22 protein-coding genes and 1 tRNA gene are annotated in these 21534 nt (G+C 65.9%); 11 read left to right on the top strand and 12 right to left on the bottom strand.

The window, feature by feature from the left end; genetic code table 11:
• From BM197_RS05840 to treS, 3 genes are all read right to left on the bottom strand, one after another.
• Window positions 1–219, bottom strand: a 219-nt coding sequence (locus BM197_RS05840) for a helix-turn-helix domain-containing protein (RefSeq protein ID WP_143095013.1), incomplete at its 3' end; no start/stop codon positions are given.
• 153 nt (window positions 220–372) lie between these two features.
• A complete protein-coding gene (locus BM197_RS05845; RefSeq protein WP_425435690.1) occupies window positions 373–1074 on the bottom strand; it encodes an exonuclease domain-containing protein in 702 nt (233 codons plus the stop codon).
• Between the two features lie 38 nt (window positions 1075–1112).
• On the bottom strand, window positions 1113–2861 hold the full coding sequence (gene treS, locus BM197_RS05850) for a maltose alpha-D-glucosyltransferase (protein ID WP_090709727.1): 1749 nt from the start codon (window positions 2859–2861) through the stop codon (window positions 1113–1115).
• Window positions 2862–2977: 116 nt separating this feature from the next.
• Between treS and BM197_RS05855 the strand changes: the two genes are divergently transcribed.
• Window positions 2978–3874, top strand: coding sequence for an alpha/beta fold hydrolase (locus BM197_RS05855; RefSeq protein ID WP_090709728.1), 897 nt, complete (start codon window positions 2978–2980; stop codon window positions 3872–3874).
• Complete coding sequence (locus BM197_RS05860) at window positions 3871–4473, top strand: hypothetical protein (protein ID WP_090709730.1); 603 nt, start codon at window positions 3871–3873, stop codon at window positions 4471–4473. Before BM197_RS05855 ends, BM197_RS05860 begins: the two co-directional genes overlap by 4 nt.
• Window positions 4474–4580: 107 nt before the next feature.
• On the opposite strand, the gene BM197_RS05865 is transcribed toward BM197_RS05860, so the two are convergent.
• Window positions 4581–5429: a Sir2 family NAD-dependent protein deacetylase gene (locus BM197_RS05865; protein ID WP_425435691.1), complete on the bottom strand. Its 849-nt coding sequence runs from the start codon at window positions 5427–5429 to the stop codon at window positions 4581–4583.
• Window positions 5430–5547: 118 nt separating this feature from the next.
• Here BM197_RS05865 and BM197_RS05870 point away from each other — a divergent pair, with 118 nt between their 5' ends.
• Together BM197_RS05870 and BM197_RS05875 are read left to right on the top strand one after the other, a co-directional pair.
• On the top strand, window positions 5548–6369 hold the full coding sequence (locus BM197_RS05870) for a TrmH family RNA methyltransferase (protein ID WP_245762412.1): 822 nt from the start codon (window positions 5548–5550) through the stop codon (window positions 6367–6369).
• A 47-nt stretch (window positions 6370–6416) separates the two neighbouring features.
• Window positions 6417–7649 carry a D-alanyl-D-alanine carboxypeptidase family protein gene (locus tag BM197_RS05875; RefSeq protein ID WP_090709734.1) on the top strand — a complete coding sequence of 411 codons (1233 nt, stop codon included), beginning with the start codon at window positions 6417–6419 and terminating at the stop codon, window positions 7647–7649.
• Between the two features lie 25 nt (window positions 7650–7674).
• Here BM197_RS05875 and BM197_RS05880 read toward each other — a convergent pair whose 3' ends face one another.
• Window positions 7675–8094, bottom strand: a complete 420-nt coding sequence (locus BM197_RS05880; protein ID WP_177216741.1) for an SRPBCC family protein — start codon at window positions 8092–8094, stop codon at window positions 7675–7677.
• Between the two features lie 82 nt (window positions 8095–8176).
• On the opposite strand from BM197_RS05880, the gene BM197_RS05885 reads away from it, so the two are divergent.
• Complete coding sequence (locus tag BM197_RS05885; RefSeq protein ID WP_090709737.1) at window positions 8177–9016, top strand: helix-turn-helix domain-containing protein; 840 nt, start codon at window positions 8177–8179, stop codon at window positions 9014–9016.
• A 42-nt stretch (window positions 9017–9058) separates the two neighbouring features.
• Here the strand turns inward: BM197_RS05885 and BM197_RS05890 are convergent, their stop codons facing one another.
• Window positions 9059–9910, bottom strand: coding sequence for an SGNH/GDSL hydrolase family protein (locus tag BM197_RS05890; RefSeq protein ID WP_090709739.1), 852 nt, complete (start codon window positions 9908–9910; stop codon window positions 9059–9061).
• Window positions 9911–10043: 133 nt separating this feature from the next.
• On the opposite strand from BM197_RS05890, the gene BM197_RS05895 reads away from it, so the two are divergent.
• Window positions 10044–11852 (top strand): DEAD/DEAH box helicase, encoded by a 1809-nt coding sequence (locus BM197_RS05895; RefSeq protein WP_090709740.1) that lies wholly within the window; start codon window positions 10044–10046, stop codon window positions 11850–11852.
• Between the two features lie 29 nt (window positions 11853–11881).
• On the opposite strand, the gene BM197_RS05900 is transcribed toward BM197_RS05895, so the two are convergent.
• The 5 genes from BM197_RS05900 to BM197_RS05920 all read right to left on the bottom strand — a co-directional run bounded on the left by BM197_RS05900 (window position 11882) and on the right by BM197_RS05920 (window position 14891).
• Window positions 11882–12607, bottom strand: a complete 726-nt coding sequence (locus BM197_RS05900) for a hypothetical protein (protein WP_090709742.1) — start codon at window positions 12605–12607, stop codon at window positions 11882–11884.
• Window positions 12608–12703: 96 nt separating this feature from the next.
• Window positions 12704–13495, bottom strand: coding sequence for a helix-turn-helix transcriptional regulator (locus BM197_RS05905; RefSeq protein WP_177216742.1), 792 nt, complete (start codon window positions 13493–13495; stop codon window positions 12704–12706).
• Window positions 13496–13573: 78 nt separating this feature from the next.
• Complete coding sequence (locus BM197_RS05910) at window positions 13574–14227, bottom strand: Pr6Pr family membrane protein (RefSeq protein WP_245762413.1); 654 nt, start codon at window positions 14225–14227, stop codon at window positions 13574–13576.
• A gap of 40 nt (window positions 14228–14267) precedes the next feature.
• Window positions 14268–14639: a hypothetical protein gene (locus tag BM197_RS05915; protein ID WP_090709747.1), complete on the bottom strand. Its 372-nt coding sequence runs from the start codon at window positions 14637–14639 to the stop codon at window positions 14268–14270.
• 168 nt (window positions 14640–14807) lie between these two features.
• Window positions 14808–14891: transfer RNA gene (locus tag BM197_RS05920), tRNA-Leu, on the bottom strand.
• Window positions 14892–14997: 106 nt separating this feature from the next.
• Here BM197_RS05920 and BM197_RS05925 point away from each other — a divergent pair.
• From BM197_RS05925 to mshC, 3 genes are all read left to right on the top strand, one after another.
• Window positions 14998–16326 (top strand): M20/M25/M40 family metallo-hydrolase, encoded by a 1329-nt coding sequence (locus tag BM197_RS05925; RefSeq protein ID WP_090709748.1) that lies wholly within the window; start codon window positions 14998–15000, stop codon window positions 16324–16326.
• A 26-nt stretch (window positions 16327–16352) separates the two neighbouring features.
• Window positions 16353–17210, top strand: a complete 858-nt coding sequence (locus BM197_RS05930) for an undecaprenyl-diphosphate phosphatase (RefSeq protein WP_090709750.1) — start codon at window positions 16353–16355, stop codon at window positions 17208–17210.
• Window positions 17211–17355: 145 nt separating this feature from the next.
• Window positions 17356–18603 carry a cysteine--1-D-myo-inosityl 2-amino-2-deoxy-alpha-D-glucopyranoside ligase gene (gene mshC, locus BM197_RS05935; RefSeq protein ID WP_090709752.1) on the top strand — a complete coding sequence of 416 codons (1248 nt, stop codon included), beginning with the start codon at window positions 17356–17358 and terminating at the stop codon, window positions 18601–18603.
• A 156-nt stretch (window positions 18604–18759) separates the two neighbouring features.
• Here the strand turns inward: mshC and BM197_RS05940 are convergent, their stop codons facing one another.
• Window positions 18760–19713 carry a proteasome assembly chaperone family protein gene (locus BM197_RS05940; RefSeq protein WP_090709753.1) on the bottom strand — a complete coding sequence of 318 codons (954 nt, stop codon included), beginning with the start codon at window positions 19711–19713 and terminating at the stop codon, window positions 18760–18762.
• A 45-nt stretch (window positions 19714–19758) separates the two neighbouring features.
• Between BM197_RS05940 and BM197_RS05945 the strand changes: the two genes are divergently transcribed.
• Both BM197_RS05945 and BM197_RS05950 read left to right on the top strand, forming a co-directional pair.
• Entirely contained in the window at window positions 19759–20442 is a 684-nt protein-coding gene (locus BM197_RS05945; protein ID WP_245762414.1) for an HAD family hydrolase, read from the top strand.
• Window positions 20439–21512, top strand: a complete 1074-nt coding sequence (locus BM197_RS05950; RefSeq protein WP_090709755.1) for a tRNA (adenine-N1)-methyltransferase — start codon at window positions 20439–20441, stop codon at window positions 21510–21512. The genes BM197_RS05945 and BM197_RS05950 overlap by 4 nt, the downstream gene beginning before the upstream one ends.
• The last annotated feature ends 22 nt before the right edge of the window (window positions 21513–21534 follow it).

Here is a 21534-nt window from a genome sequence, read left to right on the forward strand (position 1 = left end):
ATCCGGCGACGTCCGGTTCGAGATCCGGTGCGGGCGCGAGGACCGGTCCTGCATCCCGGCCTCGCCCATCGCGGCGTATCGTTCGGCCCACCGGTTCGCTGTCGGCCAGGAGCAGTTGAACGCTTTCGCGGCCTGTGAGACTGGCCAGCCCTGATCGATGATCAGCCGCGCCACTCGAAGTCGTTGGCGTGGAGTTAGAGCAGCATTAGCGTGGGACATCGAGGACCTCCTGGCTGTCGAGAGTGTTTGTCTAAGCAACTCCCACTCTGCAACCGGAGGTCCTCACCTCATTCGCAGCAACTACAGCGAGTCGTCACACCGATTCAACCAACGTCCCTGTGCAGTACAGCTAGCGCACCGGGGAAGAAGCCCTCAGCGCACAGGCCAGCCGGTGGATGCCACGAAGGTGGCATCCCGGGTGCGGCGCATGTAGTCCTGGAAACTGTCGGCCTGGTCCTGGCACCAGCCTTCTTGCAGGCGGTGCAGTTCGAGGGCGTCGACGTCGAGTGAGTTCCCGTGCGTACGGGCGATGGCAAGCGCCACCCGACCGGCGGCGATCGCGTCAGCGCCCGCGTCGTGCGCGTCGGTGAGTTCGACGCCGTAGTGGAGCGCCGCCGCCTCGAGCGTCCGTTTTCCCTTGCGATAGCGGTCCATGGCTTTGTCAATGACCAGCGGGTCGATCACCGGTGTCGGGTCGACGAGAGGCGCCACGTGGTGCCGCACGGACTCGTGGAACAGCAGCGACAGGTCGTACGGGGCGTTATAGATGACGACGGGGATGCCTGCGTCGAAGTAGCCGCGAAGCTCGGCGACGATCTCGGCGACGACGACGGGCGCCGGGCGGCCCTCTGCCCTCACCCGTTCGGTGCTGATGCCGTGGACGGCGGTCGCCTGCTCAGGGATCGGCACCCCGGGGTCCGCGAGCCAGTCGCGCCGACGCAGAACTTCGCCCCGGCCGTCCAGCAGGCCGACGTTCGCGCTCACGATGCGGCTGGTGATCACGTCAATGCCGGTTGTCTCCAGATCGAAAACGGCGAGGGACTCTGACCACGGTGTTACTGCTGTTATCTGCACGGGGGCAACGCTAGGGCCGACCACCGACACATCGTCGATCACGAGCGACGCCGCTGGGAGAAGGGCGAGTCCGTCGGCCGCGCCACGTGGAGCCAGTAGAAGCTCTGGGTGGCGATCGTGAGGGTCACCTCACCGTTCTCGTCGAACGGCGGGAACTCACCACCGCCGAACAGGTCGAAGAGGCGGCATCCGGCGAGCTCTGGCGCGATGATGGTCGTTGCGATCGGGTGGTGCGAGAAGCTGAAGACGCAGAGGATTTCTTCTTTCTCGTCTCCGATGTGACCGCCGGATAGGCCACCGGTTCCCGAGTAGCTACGGACGAAGCTGAGCACGGATTCGTGGTCGTTCGTCACGACCTCGACGGAACCGAGACCGAATGCCGGGTGGCCCTTGCGCACGTGAATGACGTTGCGCACCCAGTGCAGCAGCGAGCGGGACTGCGCCAACTGCGACTCGACGTTCACCAGGGTGTAGTTGAAGACGAGGGACTGGACGACCGGAAGGTACAGCTTGCCGGGGTCGGCGGACGAGAAGCCGGCGTTGCGGTCCGGCGTCCACTGCATCGGCGTTCTGGACGAGTCACGGTCGGCAAGCCAGATGTTGTCGCCCATGCCGATCTCATCGCCGTAATAGATGAACGGGCTCCCGGGGAGGGAGAACAGCAGCGCGTGGGCGAGTTCGAGCTCGGCTCGCGAGTTGTCGAGCAGGGGAGCGAGGCGACGACGGATGCCGATGTTCGCTCGCATACGCGGGTCGTAGGCGTACCAGCCGTACATTGCCTGGCGGTAGTCCTCGCTCACCATTTCGAGGGTCAGCTCGTCGTGGTTGCGCAGGAACACCGCCCAGCCGGCCCACTCAGGAACCTCGGTGGTTTCGGAGAGCACGCGCACGAGTTCCTCCGCCTGTTGTGACCGCAGCGAGTAGAAGATCCTCGGCATCACCGGGAAGTCGAACGCCATGTGGCATTCCGGTTCCTCGTCCGTGCCGAAGAACGCGGCGACTTCACGCGGCCACTGGTTCGCCTCGGCGATCATCACCCGGCCCGGGTATTCCAGGTCGACCATGGCCCTGAGCTTCTTGATGAACGCGTGCGTCTCCGGCTCGCCTTCACCGTTGCCACCGTCGGATTCGTAGAGATAGGGGATGGCATCCAGCCGGAATCCGTCGACACCCATGTCGAGCCAGAACCGCACGATGTCGAACATGGCGTCGTGGACGGCCGGGTTCTCGTAGTTGAGGTCGGGCTGGTGCGAGAAGAAGCGGTGGAAGAAAAACTGGCGTCTGACCGGGTCGAACGCCCAGTTGGAGTCTTCGGTGTCTGTGAAGATGATCCGGATGTCGGGGTACTTCTCGTCTGTGTCGCTCCAGACGTAGAAATCACCGTAGGGGCCGTCCGGGTCTTCGCGTGATTCGCGGAACCACTCGTGCTGGTCGGAGGTGTGGTTGAGCGGCATGTCGATGATGATCCGCATGTTCCGCTCATGCGCCTTCGTCACCAGGTCCTTGAACTCCTCGACGGTGCCGAACTCAGGAAGGATCGACCGGTAGTCGGAGACGTCGTAGCCACCGTCGCGCAACGGCGAGGTGAAGAACGGCGGCAGCCAGAGTGCGTCGACGCCGAGCCACTGCAGGTAGTCCAGCCGGCTGGTGAGCCCCTGCAGGTCGCCGGCACCGTCCCCGTTGCTGTCGACATACGACCGCACCATCACCTCATAGAAGATGGCCCGGCGATACCACAGGGGGTCGCGGGCGAGGCCGGGAAGCTGGATGGGCGCGGTGAATGTCACTGGGTACCGATTCCGTGTCTTGAGGGCGCGAGGTGTGAGTCCTCGCGGTCGTGGTTGCAGTCTATGGGGAGCATCGTTCCGTCGCCGGAAGCGAAAAGCCTAAACTGGGATTCCTTATGACTGATCGCTCCCCATATTCCGCGCGACTCGATCGCATCCCTGTCTCTCGACGATCCGTCCGCACTGGATCGAGCCTGACGAGCTACTGGGAGTACGGGTCGTCGGGGGAGAAGCCGACGATCGTGATGGTTCACGGCTTCCGGGGAGACCACCACGGTCTCGAACCTGTCGTCGCTCACCTCGAAGGTTTCCACATCCTTAGCCCTGACCTCCCCGGATTCGGGGAGTCGGAGCCGCTGGCCGGCACCCACGACATCGACGGCTACGCCGCCTGGCTGAACGAGTTCGTCTCGGCGGTCGATCTGCCGAACCCGCCGGTGATTCTCGGCCACTCCTTCGGATCGATCGTGGTCTCGGGGGCGCTCGCCCGCACGGGCTTACGCGCCCGCCGGGTGATCCTCGTCAACCCGATCGCTGCGCCGGCACTCGCCGGGCCGCGCGGCATCCTCACCCGGCTTGCCGTCTTCTATTACCTGATGGGCGCCCGGCTGCCGGAACCGCTCGGCTTCGCATTACTGCGCAATCGGGCAATCGTGCGGGTGATGAGCGTGACGATGGCGAAGACCAAGGACAGGGAGCTCCGCCGCTGGATTCACGACCAGCATGACCTCTATTTCAGTGCGTTCGGGACCCGGGCCGTCGTGCTGGAAGCGTTCAAGGCATCCGTGGGGAACGACGTGAGCGAGTTCGCGGCCGACATCGTCGACCGCACCCTGCTGATCGCCGCGGACCAGGACGACATCACGCCGATCGCCGCCCAACACCTCCTGGTCCGCCGGTTCCCCGATGCCACCCTCGAGATCCTTCCCGGCGTCGGCCACCTCATTCACTACGAAGTCCCCGAGCAGGCGGCGGAGCTGATCCGCCGCTTCCTCGCGGAGGACCCCGAATGAAGCTTGTGGTCGACTGCCGGTGGGTCACGGATGACCCGGACGACCAGCTCAGCCGGACGACCCGAGGGCTCGTCCACGCCCTCGCCGAACGTCGACCGTTCGTCATGCTCGTCGGTCCGAAGACGGCGCTCGATCTCCTGCCTGCGCTGCCCTGGGAGCTGCTGCCGTCGCCGTACAGCCCTCTGGAGGTGCTCACCGGCCGGAAGCTCGCCAGCATCGGCGCCGATGTCGTCTTCACTCCCGCGCCCGGCCTGATGGGCGTCGGTCACCGCTTCGGTCTCCTTGCCGCCGCGGGGACTCCGCACGTCGCGGAGCATGCGGGACTGCTGGACCGGATTCAGACCTGGCCGTGGCGGTTCCGGTTCACACGGAGCTGGATGATGCGGTCCGCCGATGTGGTGCTCGGCGTGTCGGGAGCCCAACAGCGCGTTCTGCTTGCCGACAGCCGAAGTGGCCAGCAGGTGGTCACCCTGCACACCGGAGATGCCACAAGCGTGTCACCGGATGCCTGGCGTGAGTCTGCGGCACAACTGGACGCACTCGTCGACGAGGTGTATGCCGCCGTGCGGGAGCGCCGGGACGCCGCCGCGTCATCCTGAGCGGATGCCGCCACCGACGGTTTCGCTAGAAATCGCCCGAGTATGCTGCAGCCTGGGATAAGGAAAAAGGCGCGAGAAAAGGACCGCAGGCGTACGGCGGGCGCCCGTCAGTCGAGAAGCCGCTCGGCGAGCGCCGCCAACGTCTCAGACGCGCCGGCATCCAGTTTCACCGCCGCGCGGGAGTCGCCCTTCGTCTCACCACGGTTGATGATCACGATGGGACGTTTGCTGCGCCTCGCGTGTTCGAGCAGACGGATGCCGGAGTTCACGACGAGGGAGGAACCGGCGATCACCAGCGCGTCGGCCTGGCCGACGAGGTCCCTGGCCTCCGAGAACTTGTCGGTCGGAACGAACTCACCGAAGAACACGACGTCGGGTTTCAGCGCCCCACCGCACACCGAACAGGCAGGCGCGATGAAATCATCGACGTGGCTGATCTCGGCGTCCCCATCGGGGTTGAGGGTCACGGCATCCGGTTTAGAGAGCCACGGGTTTTCGGAGTCGATGCGCGCGGCGATGCTGGCGCGGGCGAAGGTCTGGCCGCAGTTCAGGCAGTGCACCCGGTCCATCGAGCCGTGGAGGTCGACGACACGACGGGAACCCGCGCGAATGTGAAGTCCATCGACGTTCTGGGTGACCACCCCTGAGACGAGCCCCGCCTGCTCGAGCGTCGCCAGCATCCGGTGCCCGGCGTTCGGTTTCGCGGCGTCTAACAACGCCCAACCGAGGTGGCTGCCCGCCCAGTACCGTTTGCGCGACGCGTCATCGAGGAGGAACTGCGACACGGTCATCGGGGTGCGTCTCGGCGCTCCCTCTCCGCGGTAGTCAGGGATACCCGAGTCGGTGCTCACGCCGGCCCCGGTGAGGACGGCGAACGTACCGCCTGACAGGACGGCGTAGGCTGCATCGAGTCCGCGTTCGTCCACTTCCGGCGTCAATCCGGTGATCATTGTCATGAGGCCTTTCGAATATCCGCGCCTGCCTCGAGGATAAACAATCCAGATGTCGGATTTGTTTCGGCCAGGCGCTACGGGCCTTGTTCAGAGAACACGCCACCACCCGAAGGAACCAACCGTGCAGATTGTCCCCATCTCGAATCTCGATGTCCATGGTCTCTCCGACTATGCGCGCCTCACGGATGTGGCGCTGCGGAGGGTGCAGGAACCCGAGGGCGGACTGTACATCGCCGAATCACACAAGGTCATCGCGCGGGCTATCGCGGCAGGGCACCAGCCGCGCTCGGTCCTGCTGCAGGAACAGTGGCTGCCCGACGTCGCACCGCTGCTCGAGCGATTCCCGGACGTCCCGGTCTACGTCGGCTCATCGGACGTCCTCGAGCGCCTGACCGGGTACCACATGCACCGCGGCGCCCTCGCCGCGATGCACCGCCCGGCGCTGCCCCGGATGGAAGACCTGCTCGCGGACGCCTCGCGCGTTGTCATCCTCGAGGACATCGTCGACCACACCAACGTCGGGGCGATCTTCCGTTCGGTGGCCGGGCTGGGCGCGGATGCCGTACTCATCACGCCCCGCTGCGCCGACCCTCTCTACCGCCGGAGCGTGCGTGTCAGTATGGGAACGGTGCTCCAGGTCCCGTGGACCCGGATGCCCGAGTGGCCGGAAGCCCGTCGCATCCTCGACGCCGCGGGGTTCCACGTCGCAGCCCTCGCCCTCGACGACCGGGCCGTGACCCTCGACCGGTTCGCGGCTCATCCGCCCGAGCGGGTCGCGCTCACCCTCGGCACCGAGGGTGACGGTCTCAGCTCGCAGGCCCGCGATGCCGCCGACTCGACGGTGATCATCCCCATGCTCCACGGAGTCGATTCGCTCAACGTCGCTTCGGCGAGCGCCGTCGCGCTCTGGGCCCTGCGGAAACCCCCGATGCCCGTCGACTGACCCTGTCTTGTCGGGCAATGACAAGGTGCCACCGTTAGGATTGGCCGGTGCCGAACTCCCGCCTTTCCGCTCCCGAACGGGTGTACCGACGCAGGCGGGTGACGGTCTTCGGCCTCCTCGCGGTCGTGCTGCTCGGTGCCGGGTACACCTCACTCGCGGTTCTCCGCCCCATCCCGGCGAACGCTGCGGAACTTGCGACGACGGTTCCGATCAGCCAGCCGGCGACGTCCCTCGCGTGGCCCGGCTTCGGAACCGGCGCGATCGGCGCGGTCGGCATCGACGGCATCCTCGACGACTCCGGCGTCCAGCAGTCCACACCGATGGCGAGCATCACAAAGACCGTGACTGCCCTCGTCGTCCTCGACGAAATGCCCCTGGCTGCAGGCGATGACGGCCCCACGCTGACCCTCACAGACGCGGACGCCCGCATCTACGACGAAACCATCGCGGAAGGGGGATCGGCTGCCAAGGTGGCGCCAGGCTCCGTCTTCACCGAACGCCAGCTGCTCCAGGCGATGATGCTGCCGTCGGCCAATAACTACAGCGTCACCCTGGCGCACTGGGCGTTCGGCTCGATGCCCGCGTATCTCCGGGCGGCGAGTGACTGGCTCACCGCGCACGACCTCGCCGGCACCCACGTCGCCGACTCCAGCGGGCTCGACAGCAGCAGCCGCTCCACCCCCGCTGACCTTGTCGCCATCGGCAAACTCGCCCTGGCACACCCTGCCCTCTCTGAGATCGTCCAGGAGCAGTCCGCCGAGCTTCCGGTGATCGGCAAGGTCGAGAACACCAACAAGCTGCTCGGCAGAAACGGTGTCATCGGGCTGAAGACGGGCACCACCCGGGAAGCGGGCGCCTGCCTGCTCTTCGCCGCCGAAGCGACGGTCGGTGACGAGACGATCACGTTCGTCGGCGTTCTCCTCGGTGCTCCGAACCACCGTCAGTTGAACCAGGCCGTCACCAGCCTGATCGCGAGTGCGACCGCCGGGTTCCACGAGGTCCAGCTCGTCGAGGCCGGGGACAGTTACGGCAGTTACTCGACCCCGTGGGGGGCGACCGCCGACATCGTCGCCGCCGATTCGGCAAGCGTCGTGGTCTGGCAGGACGCACCGGTGACGGTGACCCCGACGGCATCCGCCGTGGAGTTCGCCGACGAAGGCGACGAAGTGGGCTCCGTCACCTTTGAACACGACGGCGAAAGCATCGTGGTTCCGCTGGTGCTCGAGGACGAACTCGCCGGGGCAGACCTCGGCTGGAAGCTCAGCAACGCCTTCGGCTGAGCTGGTGTGCGTCAGACGGCAGAGTTCAGCGCGATTCGACGAGCGCCTTCAGCCGGGTCAGCTGCACAGCGTCTTCCTTGGCGATCGCTGACCGGATCACCCTGCCGAGTAGCTTCATCGAACCGCTCGTCTGCACATCAGCGACGAGCGAAACAGTCGTCGCGTTTCCCGCCGGCTCCAGGGAATAGGTGTAGTCAGCGAGCACCCCGGGCATCGTGCTCGACATGGTGATCAGTCGGCCGGGTTCCAGTGCCGTGACAGTGGACGAGCGCGTCTTACCGCGGGCGGTGAAGGTGAGCTCGGCCCCAACGGCGATGTCGCCGGCGGCGCGCATGTCGCTGACCCCTGGCATCCAGTCCGATGCGGCCGACCAGTCGGTGAGTGTCGCCCAGACATCGTGGGGTGGAGCAAGGATCGTCTGTTCGTCACGAAATGCTTGAGGCATGATTCGTCCTTTCATCGCTCACATCGTAGGAGTCTCCGCGTCCGGTCGGATTGGATAATCTTTACCCGCACGGAGGAACTCGATGGAATATCTGCAACGTGAACCGAGCGGCGTGCTCGCCGGTGTTGTGCGCTCACTCTGGCTCGTGCGGGGGCAGGCGCAGCAGAGCCTTGAGCGCATCTTTCCCATGCCGTTCGTACACCTGATCGTCAATCTGTCGGGCCCGTATCGCGCGACCGATCCGCTGTCAGGTGTCACCGCTGAACCCCTGACGGCAGTATTCTGCAGCGGTCTGCAGCGTCATTTCACGCTGAGTGAGAACCCGAGCGCTTTGTTCAACCTCGGCGCCGTTCTCGAACCGGATGCCGTCGGCCGGCTCGGTCTGGACCCCGCGGAGATCACCGGCCGCGTCGTGAACGTCGAGTCCGTCCTTCCCGACGTAGCCGGGTTTCGTCAAACCACTCTGGCCGCAGCAGATCTCGATCCGGCAGCAGGCCCCGGTTCGGGCGACGACCTGCTCGACGCGCTCCACGCTGCACTCGTGCTGTCGCTGCGCGACGATGCACCCGACCTCGTCGTTCGGCGCGCCGTGGCGGTGATCAGCGCGGATCCGTCTCGATCTGTCGCTTCAGTCGCCGAGGAGTGCAACCTTTCGCACAAGAGCCTCATCGGCCGATTCCGTCGGGCCACCGGCGTCACCCCGAAGTTCTATGCGACCGTCGTACGGTTCCATCGTCTGATCGACGAACTGCCCCTCGGTGATGATGTGCCGTGGGCGGAACTGGCCGCCGCGACCGGGTACTACGACCAGTCCCACGTCATCCGCACGTTCAAGACCTTCACCGGTTTCACCCCGCAGGACTACTACCGCATCGCCCGTACCCACGGGCGGGAGTCGACGCGGTTCGTGCCGGTCGGCTGAGTATGCTGTGCCGGGCGCGTGTGCCCGACCGGACGGGCACGGTCATTCGCCGGCGCGGGTGTACCGTTCTGCGCTCGGGCGTTTCGCCGTGATGAAGTCACCGGAGGACTGGTGACGGATCCGGCGGAGCACCCACGGCACGAGGTATTCGCGGGCCCAGACCAGGTCCGACGTCCGCGCCTGCCGCCAGGTGGACAGGGGCACCGGTTCGGGCTTCAGCGGTTCGAGGTCGTTCGGGACGGCGAGCGCGTCAAGGACCATTCTCGCGACGGTATGGTGGCCGAGCGGGTTGAGGTGCAGGCGGTCCGGGGACCACATCCGGCTGTCCTGCACGTCGGTGAGTGACCACAGGTCGGCGACGATGCAGTCGTGCTTCGCCGCCACCGCGCGGATGTTCTCGTTGTAGATGGCAACCTTGCCCCGGATGCCGCGGAAGACGGGCGAGAACCCCACGTCGACAGCGGTGAAGATGACGATCGTGGCGTTGTCCCGCTGCAGCCGGGCGACAGCCTCGTCCATGCGCGCTGCGGTCACGTCAGGGTCGGTGCCGGGGCGGATGACATCGTTGCCGCCCGCCGAAATGGAGATCAGGTCGGGCCGGAGCTCAAGGGCTGGTTCTACCTGTTGGTCGACGATCTGCGCGATGAGCTTGCCGCGGACGGCGAGGTTCGCGTAGGCGAAGTCGTCGACTCCCTGCCCGAGGACCTCGGCGACGCGGTCGGCCCAGCCCCGGTGACCCCCTGGCGAGCGAGGCTCCGGGTCTCCGATTCCCTCGGTGAACGAGTCTCCGAGAGCGACGTAACGAGACCACGGGTGGGGTCGCGATGCAACCTTTGCAGCGTCGGCCGGGAGGTTGTCCAGGTACTGCTTGTTCTTACGTTCAGTGTCGCTCATGTCGTCCCTCCCATCCGGGTGAGCCTACCCCGCGACGCCACGCCAGGGCACCCCATCGGTTCGCCCGAACCGGCGGGAGCGGGTAGATTACCGTCAAGTGAGTACAGAGATTTTTTCGGGGGAGCCGGCGAGCATGGATGCCGCAACAGGACTCCGAATCGGAACCTCTGCCGCTGAACACCTCTCCCCGGCGTTCCCCGAGCGGGCCGCGTGGGGCACGGTCTCCAAGCTCCGCGCCTGGCAGCAGGAGGCGATCGAAAGTTACTTCGCCAACGAGCCCAAGGACTTCCTCGCCGCTGCGACACCAGGTGCAGGCAAGACCACTTTCGCCCTCCGGCTCGCTGCGGAACTGCTCGCCAGGCGAACCGTCGACCGGATCACCGTTGTCGCACCGACCGAGCACCTGAAACGCCAGTGGGCGGATGCCGCGCACCGCGCGGGCATCCGTCTGGATCCGACCTTCACCAATGCAGCAGGGCGCTACGGCAGGCACTACCACGGGGTCGTCGTCACCTACGCCCAGGTCGCCGTCCGGGCCGCCCTGCACCGTGACATCACCGCGTCGTCGAAGACCCTGGTGATCCTCGATGAGGTGCACCACGGCGGCGACGCCTTGAGCTGGGGTGACGCCATCCGTGAGGCGTTCGATCCGGCGACCCGGCGGCTGTCGCTCACCGGGACGCCGTTCCGCTCAGACACCGCGCCGATCCCGTTCGTCAGCTATCTGCCAGACAAACACGGCATCCGCACGTCGCTCACGGACTACAACTACGGTTACGGCCGGGCCCTCGCCGACGGCGTTGTGCGCCCGGTGATGTTCATGGTCTACGCCGGGCACATGCGCTGGCGGACCAACGCCGGCGACGAGATGGAAGCGAGGCTCGGCGAAGGCAACACCAAGGACATCACCTCGCAGGCCTGGCGGACTGCGCTGGACCCGGCGGGGGAGTGGATCCCTCAGGTGCTGCAGGCTGCCGATCGCCGTCTCAGCGAGGTGCGCAACAGCATCCCGGATGCCGGTGGCCTTGTCATCGCCACCGACCAGACCGCCGCTCGCGCCTACGCCGCAATCCTCAAGGACATCTCAGGCGAAAGCCCGACAGTCGTGCTCTCGGATGAGAAAGAGTCCAGCGACCGGATCGACGAGTTCTCCGGCGGTACCAGCCGCTGGATGGTCGCGGTGCGTATGGTGTCCGAGGGCGTCGACGTTCCCCGGCTGGCGGTCGGGGTATACGCGACGAGCGCGTCGACTCCGTTGTTCTTCGCCCAGGCCATCGGCCGGTTCGTGCGTGCGCGCCGCCGCGGTGAGACGGCATCCGTGTTTCTCCCCGACGTCCCCAACCTGATGAACCTCGCCACCCAGCTCGAACTGGAGCGCGACCACGCCCTCGATCGGAAGAGCGACGGCGAGGGTGAAGGGGACATGTGGAACCCTGAAGACGCGATGGTGGCTGAGGCCAATCGTGAGGGCAAGGGCTCCGACGCGCTCGGCGAGGACTTCAAGTATGAGGCGATGTCCTCGTCGGCAACCTTCGACCGGGTCGTCTACGACGGCGACGATTTCGGGCAGTGGGCTGAACCCGGCACCGACGAGGAACTGGACTTCATCGGGCTGCCCGGGCTGCTGGAGCCTGAGCAGGTGCACGAGCTGCTGACCCAGCGCCAGGCCCGGCAGGCGAAGCGGTCGTCGACGAAGGCGCAGCAGGTCCCGGCCGAGCCGTCAACGGATGTTCCGCCACCGCTGTACCGGACGCTCAAGGAGCAGCGGAGCCTGCTCAACAGCCTCGTCGGCCTCTACGCCAAGACGGTCGGGCAACCGCACGGCCTCGTCCATGCCGAACTGCGGCGGATGTGCGGGGGCCCGGCCGTGCAGCAGGCGAGTGTCACCCAGCTGCAGTCCCGGATCGAATGGCTTCGGAAGAAGATGAACGGCCGCCGCTGATACCGCTGCCAGTCGTCCCGGCGAGCCTGTCAGGAATCGACCGCGTCCCTGTTCTCCGAAGTCGACACCGTTTCGGTCGTCGTCGTCGTCGTGGTCGTGGTCGTTGCGGCATCCCTCGGCATACCCCGAATCAGCTGCACGGACATCCAGACGCATGGCGCAAGGAGAAGAGCGCTCGCAACCAGGGCGGACACGCTAACGGGCAGGGGTACGAAATTACCCAGAAGAGGCAGCGCGAACAGCAGCGGAACAACAATGGGCACCACCCTGCTCCGCCACAGCGCGAAGGCAAGCATCACGAGCGTCACGACGAGGCCGCCGAGGCCGACGGCCAGTGGCAGGAGATACGCCGACGAGGCGAAGAGTTCACCAGCCAGTGCGACCGCAGAATCCTCATCCAGAGCGGAGGCGACCAGGACGCCGTACACAGCCGTTTCGAATCCCAGCGCCACGAGCAGTGAGACTCCCGTCAGCATCCCCGTGATCAGGCCGATGGCACCAAGAGTCCGCCCACGACCTCGTGCAATCGTGAATCCGCCGATTCCGAGCGCCGCCGCCATCAGGAAGACGGCGCCGCAGATCTGCAACACGAGTCCTGGGTAACCATCGGTGCTGCCTTCGGCCATTCCCCTGAACTGTTCCTCCGGCGTTTCCCCGCTCCCGCTGTAGATGAACGCAGGAATAATGAAGATACTGAGCGGTGCGAGTGTGACCCCGACGGCTCCGACCCAGCGCAGGGTATCGAAACGTTGCATGGTTACCTCCGAAATCGTGGCTCGGCCCTCAATCTCGGAGCGTAATACCGGCCGTTGGGAGCCACCATGCGTAGTTCTACGCATGCGGGGTGGTTGTTATCCGCCCGGACCGTCCCCAGAGGATGCTGCAACAACACCCGCGAGGGTGGCGAGCCGGACGGCCGAAATCCGGTCGGATACCCCGAGCCGGGTGTAGATGTTCTGAAGGTGTCTTTCGACGGTGCGTGGTGAAATGTGCAACCGCCAGCTGATCGCCTGCGAGGTCAAGCCTTGAGCGACCAGGCTCAAGACGACGACCTGCCGCGGGGTGAGTCGCGCTTCATCCGCCGCTGCGTATGCACCGGTCGCGACAGGATGTCCTGCCACCCAGTCGTCAAGCACCTGCCAGTGGTGGTGCAGCGCGACGATGACACCCTGCGCGAGGCCCGCGAGTTCCGATGACCGCTCGTCGAACGGCTCAACCGGACGGCACACCCCGACCACCAGCACGCCTGCGGAACCCCGCTCGACGGGAATCCACACATGGTTCTCGATCTGGCAGGCGCGCAGCTCTGCCTCGTAGGTCCGCTCGTCAGCGCCCGAGAAGGAAACCTGAGCCGTGCTCAGTGGTTCCGTCGTGCTGTGTGCCGAGTAGTAACGCGCCAGCGGATGAACGGTCGCCGCGCGTCCCGCCACGTCACGAAGATCGAACCAGTCCGGGAACGGGTACGCCATTACACTTCCGTGACCGTGCGCGTCCCACTGGAACTTCCCGGTGACGGGCGCGTCGAGCTGGGTCCCGAGTTGGCGACACACCGGATCCCAGGGGAAGGCCCCACCGAAGCCCCCGAGAGCATCGGTGATCACGTCCAGCCACTGGCTGCGAGCGAGCTGTAAAGGTTGCATCATCGGAGTGTCCTCGAACACGTCGTTCCCGCCAGTATGCCAAGGCATCGTCGCAAGGGCTACCCGTCTGCAAGGGACGATCTACCCGGGTATCGGCGAGTGTTCCCCGCCTGCACGTGAGAGTCCCCGCCACCTGCTGGCGGCCCAGACGAGCGCGCCAGCCGCAAGAAGCGTCCCAAGCAGCCCCCCGATGTGGACAACCAGAGAGGCGGCACCGCGTTCAGGAAGCAGGAATCCGTAGGGAACCCAGCCGTCGGTGACCCCGCGGATCAGAACGACCGTCAGCCAGAGAATCGGGTACGGGAGAACGATCCAGAGTCCGCGCCACGGAAGCGCTGGGCGGTCGCCGATGAGCAGCCAGTCGAGGAAGACGGCGATCGGAAACACGCCGTGGAGAAGGATGCTCACCCAGAGCGGCGCGGACCCTGTTCCCGGAACGAGGACGTTGTAGACCACGGCGACGATGAGCAGGCACGCCGTCGCGACCCCTCTGCACAGAGTGAACCACGCCGGGACGCGTCGGCCCGCGATCATGACCACACCGGTAGCGATCAGCACGACGCAGGTGAGTACGCTCGTCAAGTTGGTGAAGTATCCGAAGTAGTCGAATGGGTTGCCGTCGCCGACGGTGAATCGCGCGGCGTATGCGTAGGCGAGAACCGCAACCACGAGCGTCCCGACGCCGACACGTCCGAACCCGACGATGGTCGTCGCTGTTCGGGAGGCGTGGGTCACATCGGTCAGCGTAGCGGGCGCTCACAGCGCGCGTGGCGGCTCAACCGACGAACAGTGACGCCAGGCTCGGGACCGCGATGAACGGCATGTATTCATCCCAGCCGAGGAAGAACGAGAACAGCACGTGGATCAGCGGAGCCGAGAGCGCGCTCAGCAGCACATAGGCGAGCGTGCGCTTCCAGTTGAGCCGAAACACGACGGGCGGCAGCACGATTGTCAGGAGCGCCGGCAACGGGTAGTAGATCCACCAGGGCAAACCGAAGGCGGTCGCACCGTACTTGCCGAACAGCATCCCGAACACGACGACAATCACGGAGACGACCACCACCGCGCCTGGACGCCGCTGAAACTGACCGCGGCCGAGCACCAGGCGCAGCATGCCCACGAAGAGCACCAACGATGCCGCGACCATGACGGGGAAGTGCCATTCGGTATTGATCGCGGCTCCTTCGCCTCACAGTTGCCGCATACGGGACAGTCGAAAACTATCAGAGACCGGCCTCATACCTTCCGAACCACGCGTTAACCAAGAAGAGCCGGACCATTTCTGGTCCGGCTCTTCTTCTGTCTCAACACAGTGTGCGCGAAGGGGGACTTGAACCCCCACGCCCGTAAGGGCACTAGCACCTCAAGCTAGCGCGTCTGCCATTTCCGCCACCCGCGCATGTGTTCGCCGCCGTGGTATTACCGGCGCCGAGGTAAAACTTTAGCACGGTTTTCCGATGCCGTTTGCACGTCCGCAAATCGACGGGAACGGTAGCGTGGGGGTCATGCTTTCCGCCGCCGCCAGCCCGTCCGAAACCCCCGACGAACTCGACGAGACCGTGAGCGTCGCTCGCGATCTCATCCGCATCGACACCACCAATTACGGCGAAGGGCGCTCAAAGGGAGAGACGGCAGCAGCCGAATACGTCGCCGCGTACCTGCGCGACCTGGGCCTCGAACCGGAGCTCTTCGACTCGGAACCCGGACGCACGAGCGTCATCGCGCGCGTTGCCGGCCGGGACAGCAGCAAAGGCGCTCTCGTCGTTCATGGCCACCTCGACGTCGTTCCCGCCGACGCCGCCAACTGGAGTGTCGACCCGTTCGCCGGTGAGATCAAGGACGGGATGCTGTGGGGTCGCGGCGCCGTCGACATGAAGAACATGGATGCCATGATCCTCACTGCCGTCGCTGACCTGCTGCGCGCGGGGGAGCGGCCGGCACGCGACCTCATCCTCGCGTTCTTCGCCGACGAAGAGAACGGTGGCGTCTACGGCTCGCACTACCTCGTCGAAACCCGCCCTGACCTGTTCGCCGGGGCGACCGAGGCGATCAGCGAAGTCGGCGGATATTCGATCTCGATCGACGGCAAACGGGCCTACCTGGTGCAGACCGGCGAGAAAACGCTCCTCTGGGTGAAGCTCGTCGCCCGTGGCCCCGCCGCGCACGGTTCCCGCGTCGTGCCCGAGAACGCCATCACCCGACTCGCGGAGGCCGTCGCCGCTGTCGGCAGGCAGGAGTGGCCGATCCGGCTCACCGCGACCACAACGGACCTGCTCGCCGAGGTTGCGCGCATCCTCGGCGTCGAACCGCAGGCGCTCGGCCCTGATGAACTCGCCCTCGCCACCGGGACGGCATCCGGGTTCATCCAGGCGTCACTGCGCACGACGACCAACCCGACCGTGCTGACCGCCGGGTACAAGCACAACGTCGTGCCGGACACCGCTGAGGCCCTCGTCGACATTCGCACACTGCCCGGAGAAGAGGATGCCGTCATGGCCGCCGTGCAGGAACTCGTCGGCCCCGACATCGACATCGAGGTGATGCACCGCGACGTCGGCCTCGAGAACGAGTTCTCTGGCCCGCTCATCGACGCCATCCGTGGAACCCTCGCGGACCACGACCCGGGAGCAGAGGTGCTGCCATACCTGCTGCCGGCAGGGACGGACAACAAGGCGCTCTCGAAGCTCGGCATCACCGGCTACGGGTTCGCTCCGCTGCGGCTGCCTGAGGGGCTCGACTTCCCGGCGATGTTCCATGGCGTCGACGAACGTGTCCCGCTCGACGCATTAGTCTTTGGCAGGCGGGTCCTCACGGATCTCCTCCGCAGCTACTAGACCTCAACGGCAGGACTTTCTCACCCGTGGACTTTCTCAACGCGATCATCCTCGGCCTCGTACAGGGCCTGACCGAATTCCTCCCAGTGTCATCGAGTGCACACCTGCGCATCGTTGGGGAGTTCCTCGGCACCGGCGAAGACCCAGGTGCCCGGTTCACCGCGATCACCCAGATCGGCACGGAACTGGCCGTCATCATCCTGTTCTGGGGTGACATCGTGAGGATCATCGGCGCCTGGTGCAAAGCCCTGGTCGGCAAGATCCCGCGGAACGACCCGGATGCCCGGATGGGCTGGCTGATCATCCTCGGCTCTTTGCCGATCGTGGTGCTCGGGCTGCTCTTCCAGGACCAGATCGAGACCACCCTCCGGTCGCTGTGGTTCACCGCTTCGATGCTCATCGGCTTCGGCATCCTCCTCGGAATTGCCGACTGGGTTGGCCGCAAAAATCTCACGCTCAAGAACCTCGGCTACCGCGACGGCATCATCTTCGGCTTCGCCCAGGCCCTCGCCCTCATCCCCGGCGTCTCCCGCTCAGGCGGGACCATCACCGCGGGGCTGTTCCTCGGCTACGAGCGCGCAGCGGCTGCGCGCTACGCGTTCCTCCTCGCGATCCCCGCCGTGATGGGCAGCGGGTTCTTCCAGATCTTCAAGTCCATCGCCGACCCGTGCCTGCCCGGCGCCACGGATTGCAAGCCGGAGATCTACGGCCCGCTGGAGACCCTCGTAGCCACCGTCGTCGCGTTCTTCGTTGCGCTCGTGGTGATCAAGTTCTTCATGAGCTACATCTCGAAGCGCAGCTTCATGCCGTTCGTGGTCTACCGCATCGCGCTCGGCCTCGTGCTGTTCGCGCTCCTCGGCACCGGGGTCCTTTCGGCAACGTAGGTTCGCGGCATCCGGGTCGCGAGACACCGAAAAGGGTTCGCTGATACGCCACACCGGCGGATCAGGGAGCCCTTTTCGCTCCCGCGGCTGGCTGATCGCGGAAGGCGCGTCCGATGGGGCGTCCCGGCCGGATTAGGCTGGGACGGTGAAGGCATGGAGCAGACCTGAGATCCCGAGCCTTCCCGGTCTCTCGTCGGCGCCGTGCCTTTACGACACAGCGACGCGCGGGCTCGTGGAAGCGCACACCGGCGACACCGCACGGATCTACGTCTGCGGCATCACCCCGTACGACGCGACCCACATGGGCCACGCAGCGACCTACCTCGCTTACGACACCCTGCAGAGGGTGTGGCTCGATGCAGGCCTCGAGGTGCACTTCGCGCAGAACGTCACCGACATCGACGACCCCCTCCTGGAACGCGCCGCGGCGACCGGGGTGGACTGGCAGGAACTCGCTGCCAGCCAGGTCGACCTGTTCCGCGGCGACATGGAAGCGCTCAGCATCCTTCCGCCCGAGGACTATGTGGCGGTGACCGAGGTTCTCGACGAGATAGCCGAGGCGGTGCGCCGCCTGCTCGCCGCAGGGGTGGCTTACGAGGTTCCCACGCCGGAGAGCCCCGCCGGATCCGACATCTACTTCGACAGCGCTCTCGCAGCAAAAGCCGGCCCATGGAAGCTCGGCGAGATCAGCAACCTCGACCAGGCGACCATGCTGCAGCTCTTTGCCGAACGTGGGGGAGACCCCGACCGTGCGGGCAAACGCGACGCCCGGGACCCGCTGCTCTGGCGTGCCGCCCGCGACGGTGAGCCGTCGTGGGACAGCCCCGTCGGCGCTGGTCGGCCGGGCTGGCACATCGAGTGCTCCGTCATCGCGCTGATGGAACTCGGGCGCGACTTCACTGTGCAGGGCGGCGGGTCAGACCTCGTGTTCCCACACCATGAAATGAGCGCGGGGCACGCTGCCGCGTTGAGCGGGCATCCGCTCGCCAAGGTCTACAGCCACACCGGTATGGTCGCCTACCAGGGCGAGAAGATGTCGAAGTCGCTCGGCAACCTCGTGCTCGTGTCGAAACTGCTGGCGGCGGGCGTCGACGCCCGTGCCATCCGCCTGACGCTGCTCGCACACCACTACCGTTCGGACTGGGAGTGGACCGACGAGGCGCTCGAGACCGCCGAAGACCGGCTCAGCACCTGGAGCTCCCGCCTCGCCGGGGATGCCGAGACCGGCGCAGGATCGGCCAGGGACGTCCTCGCGGCCGTGCGCGAGTCGCTCCGCATCGACCTCGACACGCCGAAAGCCCTGGCCGTGATCGATTCAGCAGTCGCGCTCGGCGTCGACGACCCCGCGCTGCTACGCCGCGCTGTTTCAGCGCTGCTCGGCGTGAACCTCTGACACCTGGAACGCCCTCGATACACAACCTCGACCAACTCCAAATTCAGGAGAAGTGACCCGACACGCCGTACGGACCGCCGCCCGAGGGGCCTGTCGCACCCGAACTCCTGAATTCGAGGGACGTTCCTGAATTTGAGGTCGAGGTGTATCGCGGAGCTACCGCGGGGTCGGCGGTTCGTTGCGCCCGTCGCCCTTGCCGTCCGCTGAGCGCCGCAGGTAACGTTCGAACTCCTTCGCGATGGCCTCACCGCTCGCCTCCGGCGATTCGACGGTGTCCCGCGCCTGCTCGAGCTGCCGGATGTATGCGGCCATGTCCTCGTCTTCGCCCGCGAGCGCGTCAATACCGTTCTCCCACTCCGCCGCCTCCTCGACCAGCTCGCCGCGCGGGATGACGACGTCGACGATCTCCTCGAGCTTGTCGATGAGTGCCAGCACGGCCTTCGGGGACGGCGCGTTGTGGACGTAATGCGGAACGGATGCCCAGATCGCGAGGGTCGGGATGCCCGCGTCCTCCGCGGCCTCCGCCACAACGCTGAGAATGCCGACGGGCCCCTCGTACATGCTCCGTTCGACCTGCAGTTCCGACCGCACTTCGGGGTTCTCGCTCGAGGTGAAGATGGAGATCGGGCGCGTGTGCGGCACGTCGGCGAGCATTGCTCCGAGGAACACGATGGCGGAGATGTCTGCGGTGAGGGCGGCGTCCACGATCTCAGCCGTGAACGCTTTCCAGCTGCGCGACGGCTCGACACCGACGAGCAGGTAGATGTTGCCACCGTTGTCGCCTGAGACGTTCAGGTTTGCGTCGTCGGCGAGGGGTTCGGCCGGAACAAGGGGCGTGGACGGCCCGTACATCGTCGTCGTCGGCCAGCTGAGGCGGCGCCGGGAGTCGTCATCGATACCGATCACCGGGCGATTGAACTGGTAGTCGTAATACAGCTCAGGGTCCAGTTCGAGCATGGGTGCGACGTCCAGTTGTTCCTGCAGGACCCGAACGGCGCCGGTCGCAGCTTCTCCAGCGTCATTCCAGCCTTCGAACGCGACAACGAGAAGTCGACCCTTGAGCAAGAGTTCCCCATTCTGTGGTTTCTTCCCGCACGGTGACACGGGCATCCTCCAAGAATAGGCGCAGTCCGTTCCCGGGTAGCATTGAAACCCGTGACTACACAGCTTCCCGCCGCCGTCCTCTGGGATATGGACGGCACACTCGTCGATACCGAGCCATACTGGATCTCCGCAGAGACGGACCTCGTCGAGTCCTTCGGCCACACCTGGACCTATGAAGACGCCATGACACTCGTCGGCTCCGGTCTGTGGGAGTCCGCACGGATCTTCCAGTCACACGGCGTCAACATGCCCGAGGACGACATTGTGGCGCACCTCACCGGCCGCGTTCGCGACCGGCTCGCCACAGCCGGGGTCCCTTTCCGCCCCGGCGCGAGGGAACTGCTCAAGGAGCTCCGCGACCTCGGGGTGAAAACCGCACTCGTGACCATGTCAGTGCGCGCGATGGCTGAACAGGTCCTTTCTCACCTCGACTTCGTCGCATTCGACGTCCTCGTCACCGGTGACGAGGTCGATCAGCCAAAACCCCACCCGGAGCCGTACCTGCGCGCCGCGTCGCTCCTGGGCGTTTCCATCGAGGACTGCGTCGCCATCGAGGACTCACGGGCGGGGCTGGCGTCAGCCGTCGCCTCAGGTGCTGTCTCCATCGCCGTGCCACACGCGGTTACCATCCCCGACGCCCCCACGCACACCACCTGGCCCACCCTGGCCGGTAGAACCAGCACCGATGTGACGGCACTTTTCGCCGCTTCGCGCAGCAAAGGAATCCCACGATGACCGTTAACACCAACGCCGAGCGCCCTCTCGACGAACGCCCGCAGAACGCGGGACCGTTCCGGGTCGGTGACCGGGTGCAGCTCACCGGCCCGAAGGGCAAGCGCAACACCATCACCCTCGAGCACGGCAAAGAATTCCACACCCACCGCGGGATCGTCGGGCACGACAGCATCATCGGGCTTCCGGACGGTTCGGTCATTACGACGACCGACGGCATCGAATACCTGGCCTTGCGACCGCTGCTCGTCGACTTCGTCATGTCGATGCCGCGAGGTGCCGCCATCATTTACCCGAAGGATGCCGCCCAGATCGTCGGGCAGGCCGACATCTTCCCCGGCGCGACAGTCGTTGAAGCAGGAGTCGGATCGGGTGCGCTCTCGCTCTGGCTCCTCCGCGCCATCGGCCCCACCGGCCGGCTGGAGTCCTTCGAACGCCGCGACGAGTTCGCCGATGTGGCCCGCGGAAACGTCGCCACCTTCTTCGGCTACGACCCTGACAACTGGCGCGTTTCGGTCGGTGATCTCGCCGAGACCCTCCCGAACACCGTCGAACCAGGATCCGTCGATCGTGTCGTCCTCGACATGCTCGCCCCCTGGGAGAACATCGACGCATGCGCGACAGCCATGAAACCCGGCGGCGTGCTGCTCTGTTACGTCGCCACGGTGACTCAGTTGTCGCGCGTTGCCGAAGCCATTCGCAGCACCGGCCAGTTCACCAACCCCGAGTCGAACGAGACGATCGTCCGCGGCTGGCACGTCGAGGGACTCGCCGTCCGCCCTGACCACCGCATGATCGGCCACACCGGCTTCCTCATCACGGCGCGTCGGCTCGCCCACGGCACCGTCCTCCCCGAGTTGAAGCGCCGGCCGAGCAAGTCCGACTTCAGCGACGAGGACGTTGAGCTGTGGACCCCCGGCGCCCTCGGCGAACGCAACGTCAGCGCGAAAATCCTCCGCAAGCGCGTTCGCACCGTGAACAACTCGGCACAACTCAGCCGATCGCGGTCATTCGGCGACGCCTCGGACGACGTCGAGAGCACCTCCGAACCCGACGAGACGTCCAACTACTAAAATAGCCCCGCGACCGTTTCGC

Source organism: Mycetocola miduiensis (genome assembly GCF_900115155.1).
GTDB classification, from domain to species: domain Bacteria; phylum Actinomycetota; class Actinomycetes; order Actinomycetales; family Microbacteriaceae; genus Mycetocola_A; species Mycetocola_A miduiensis.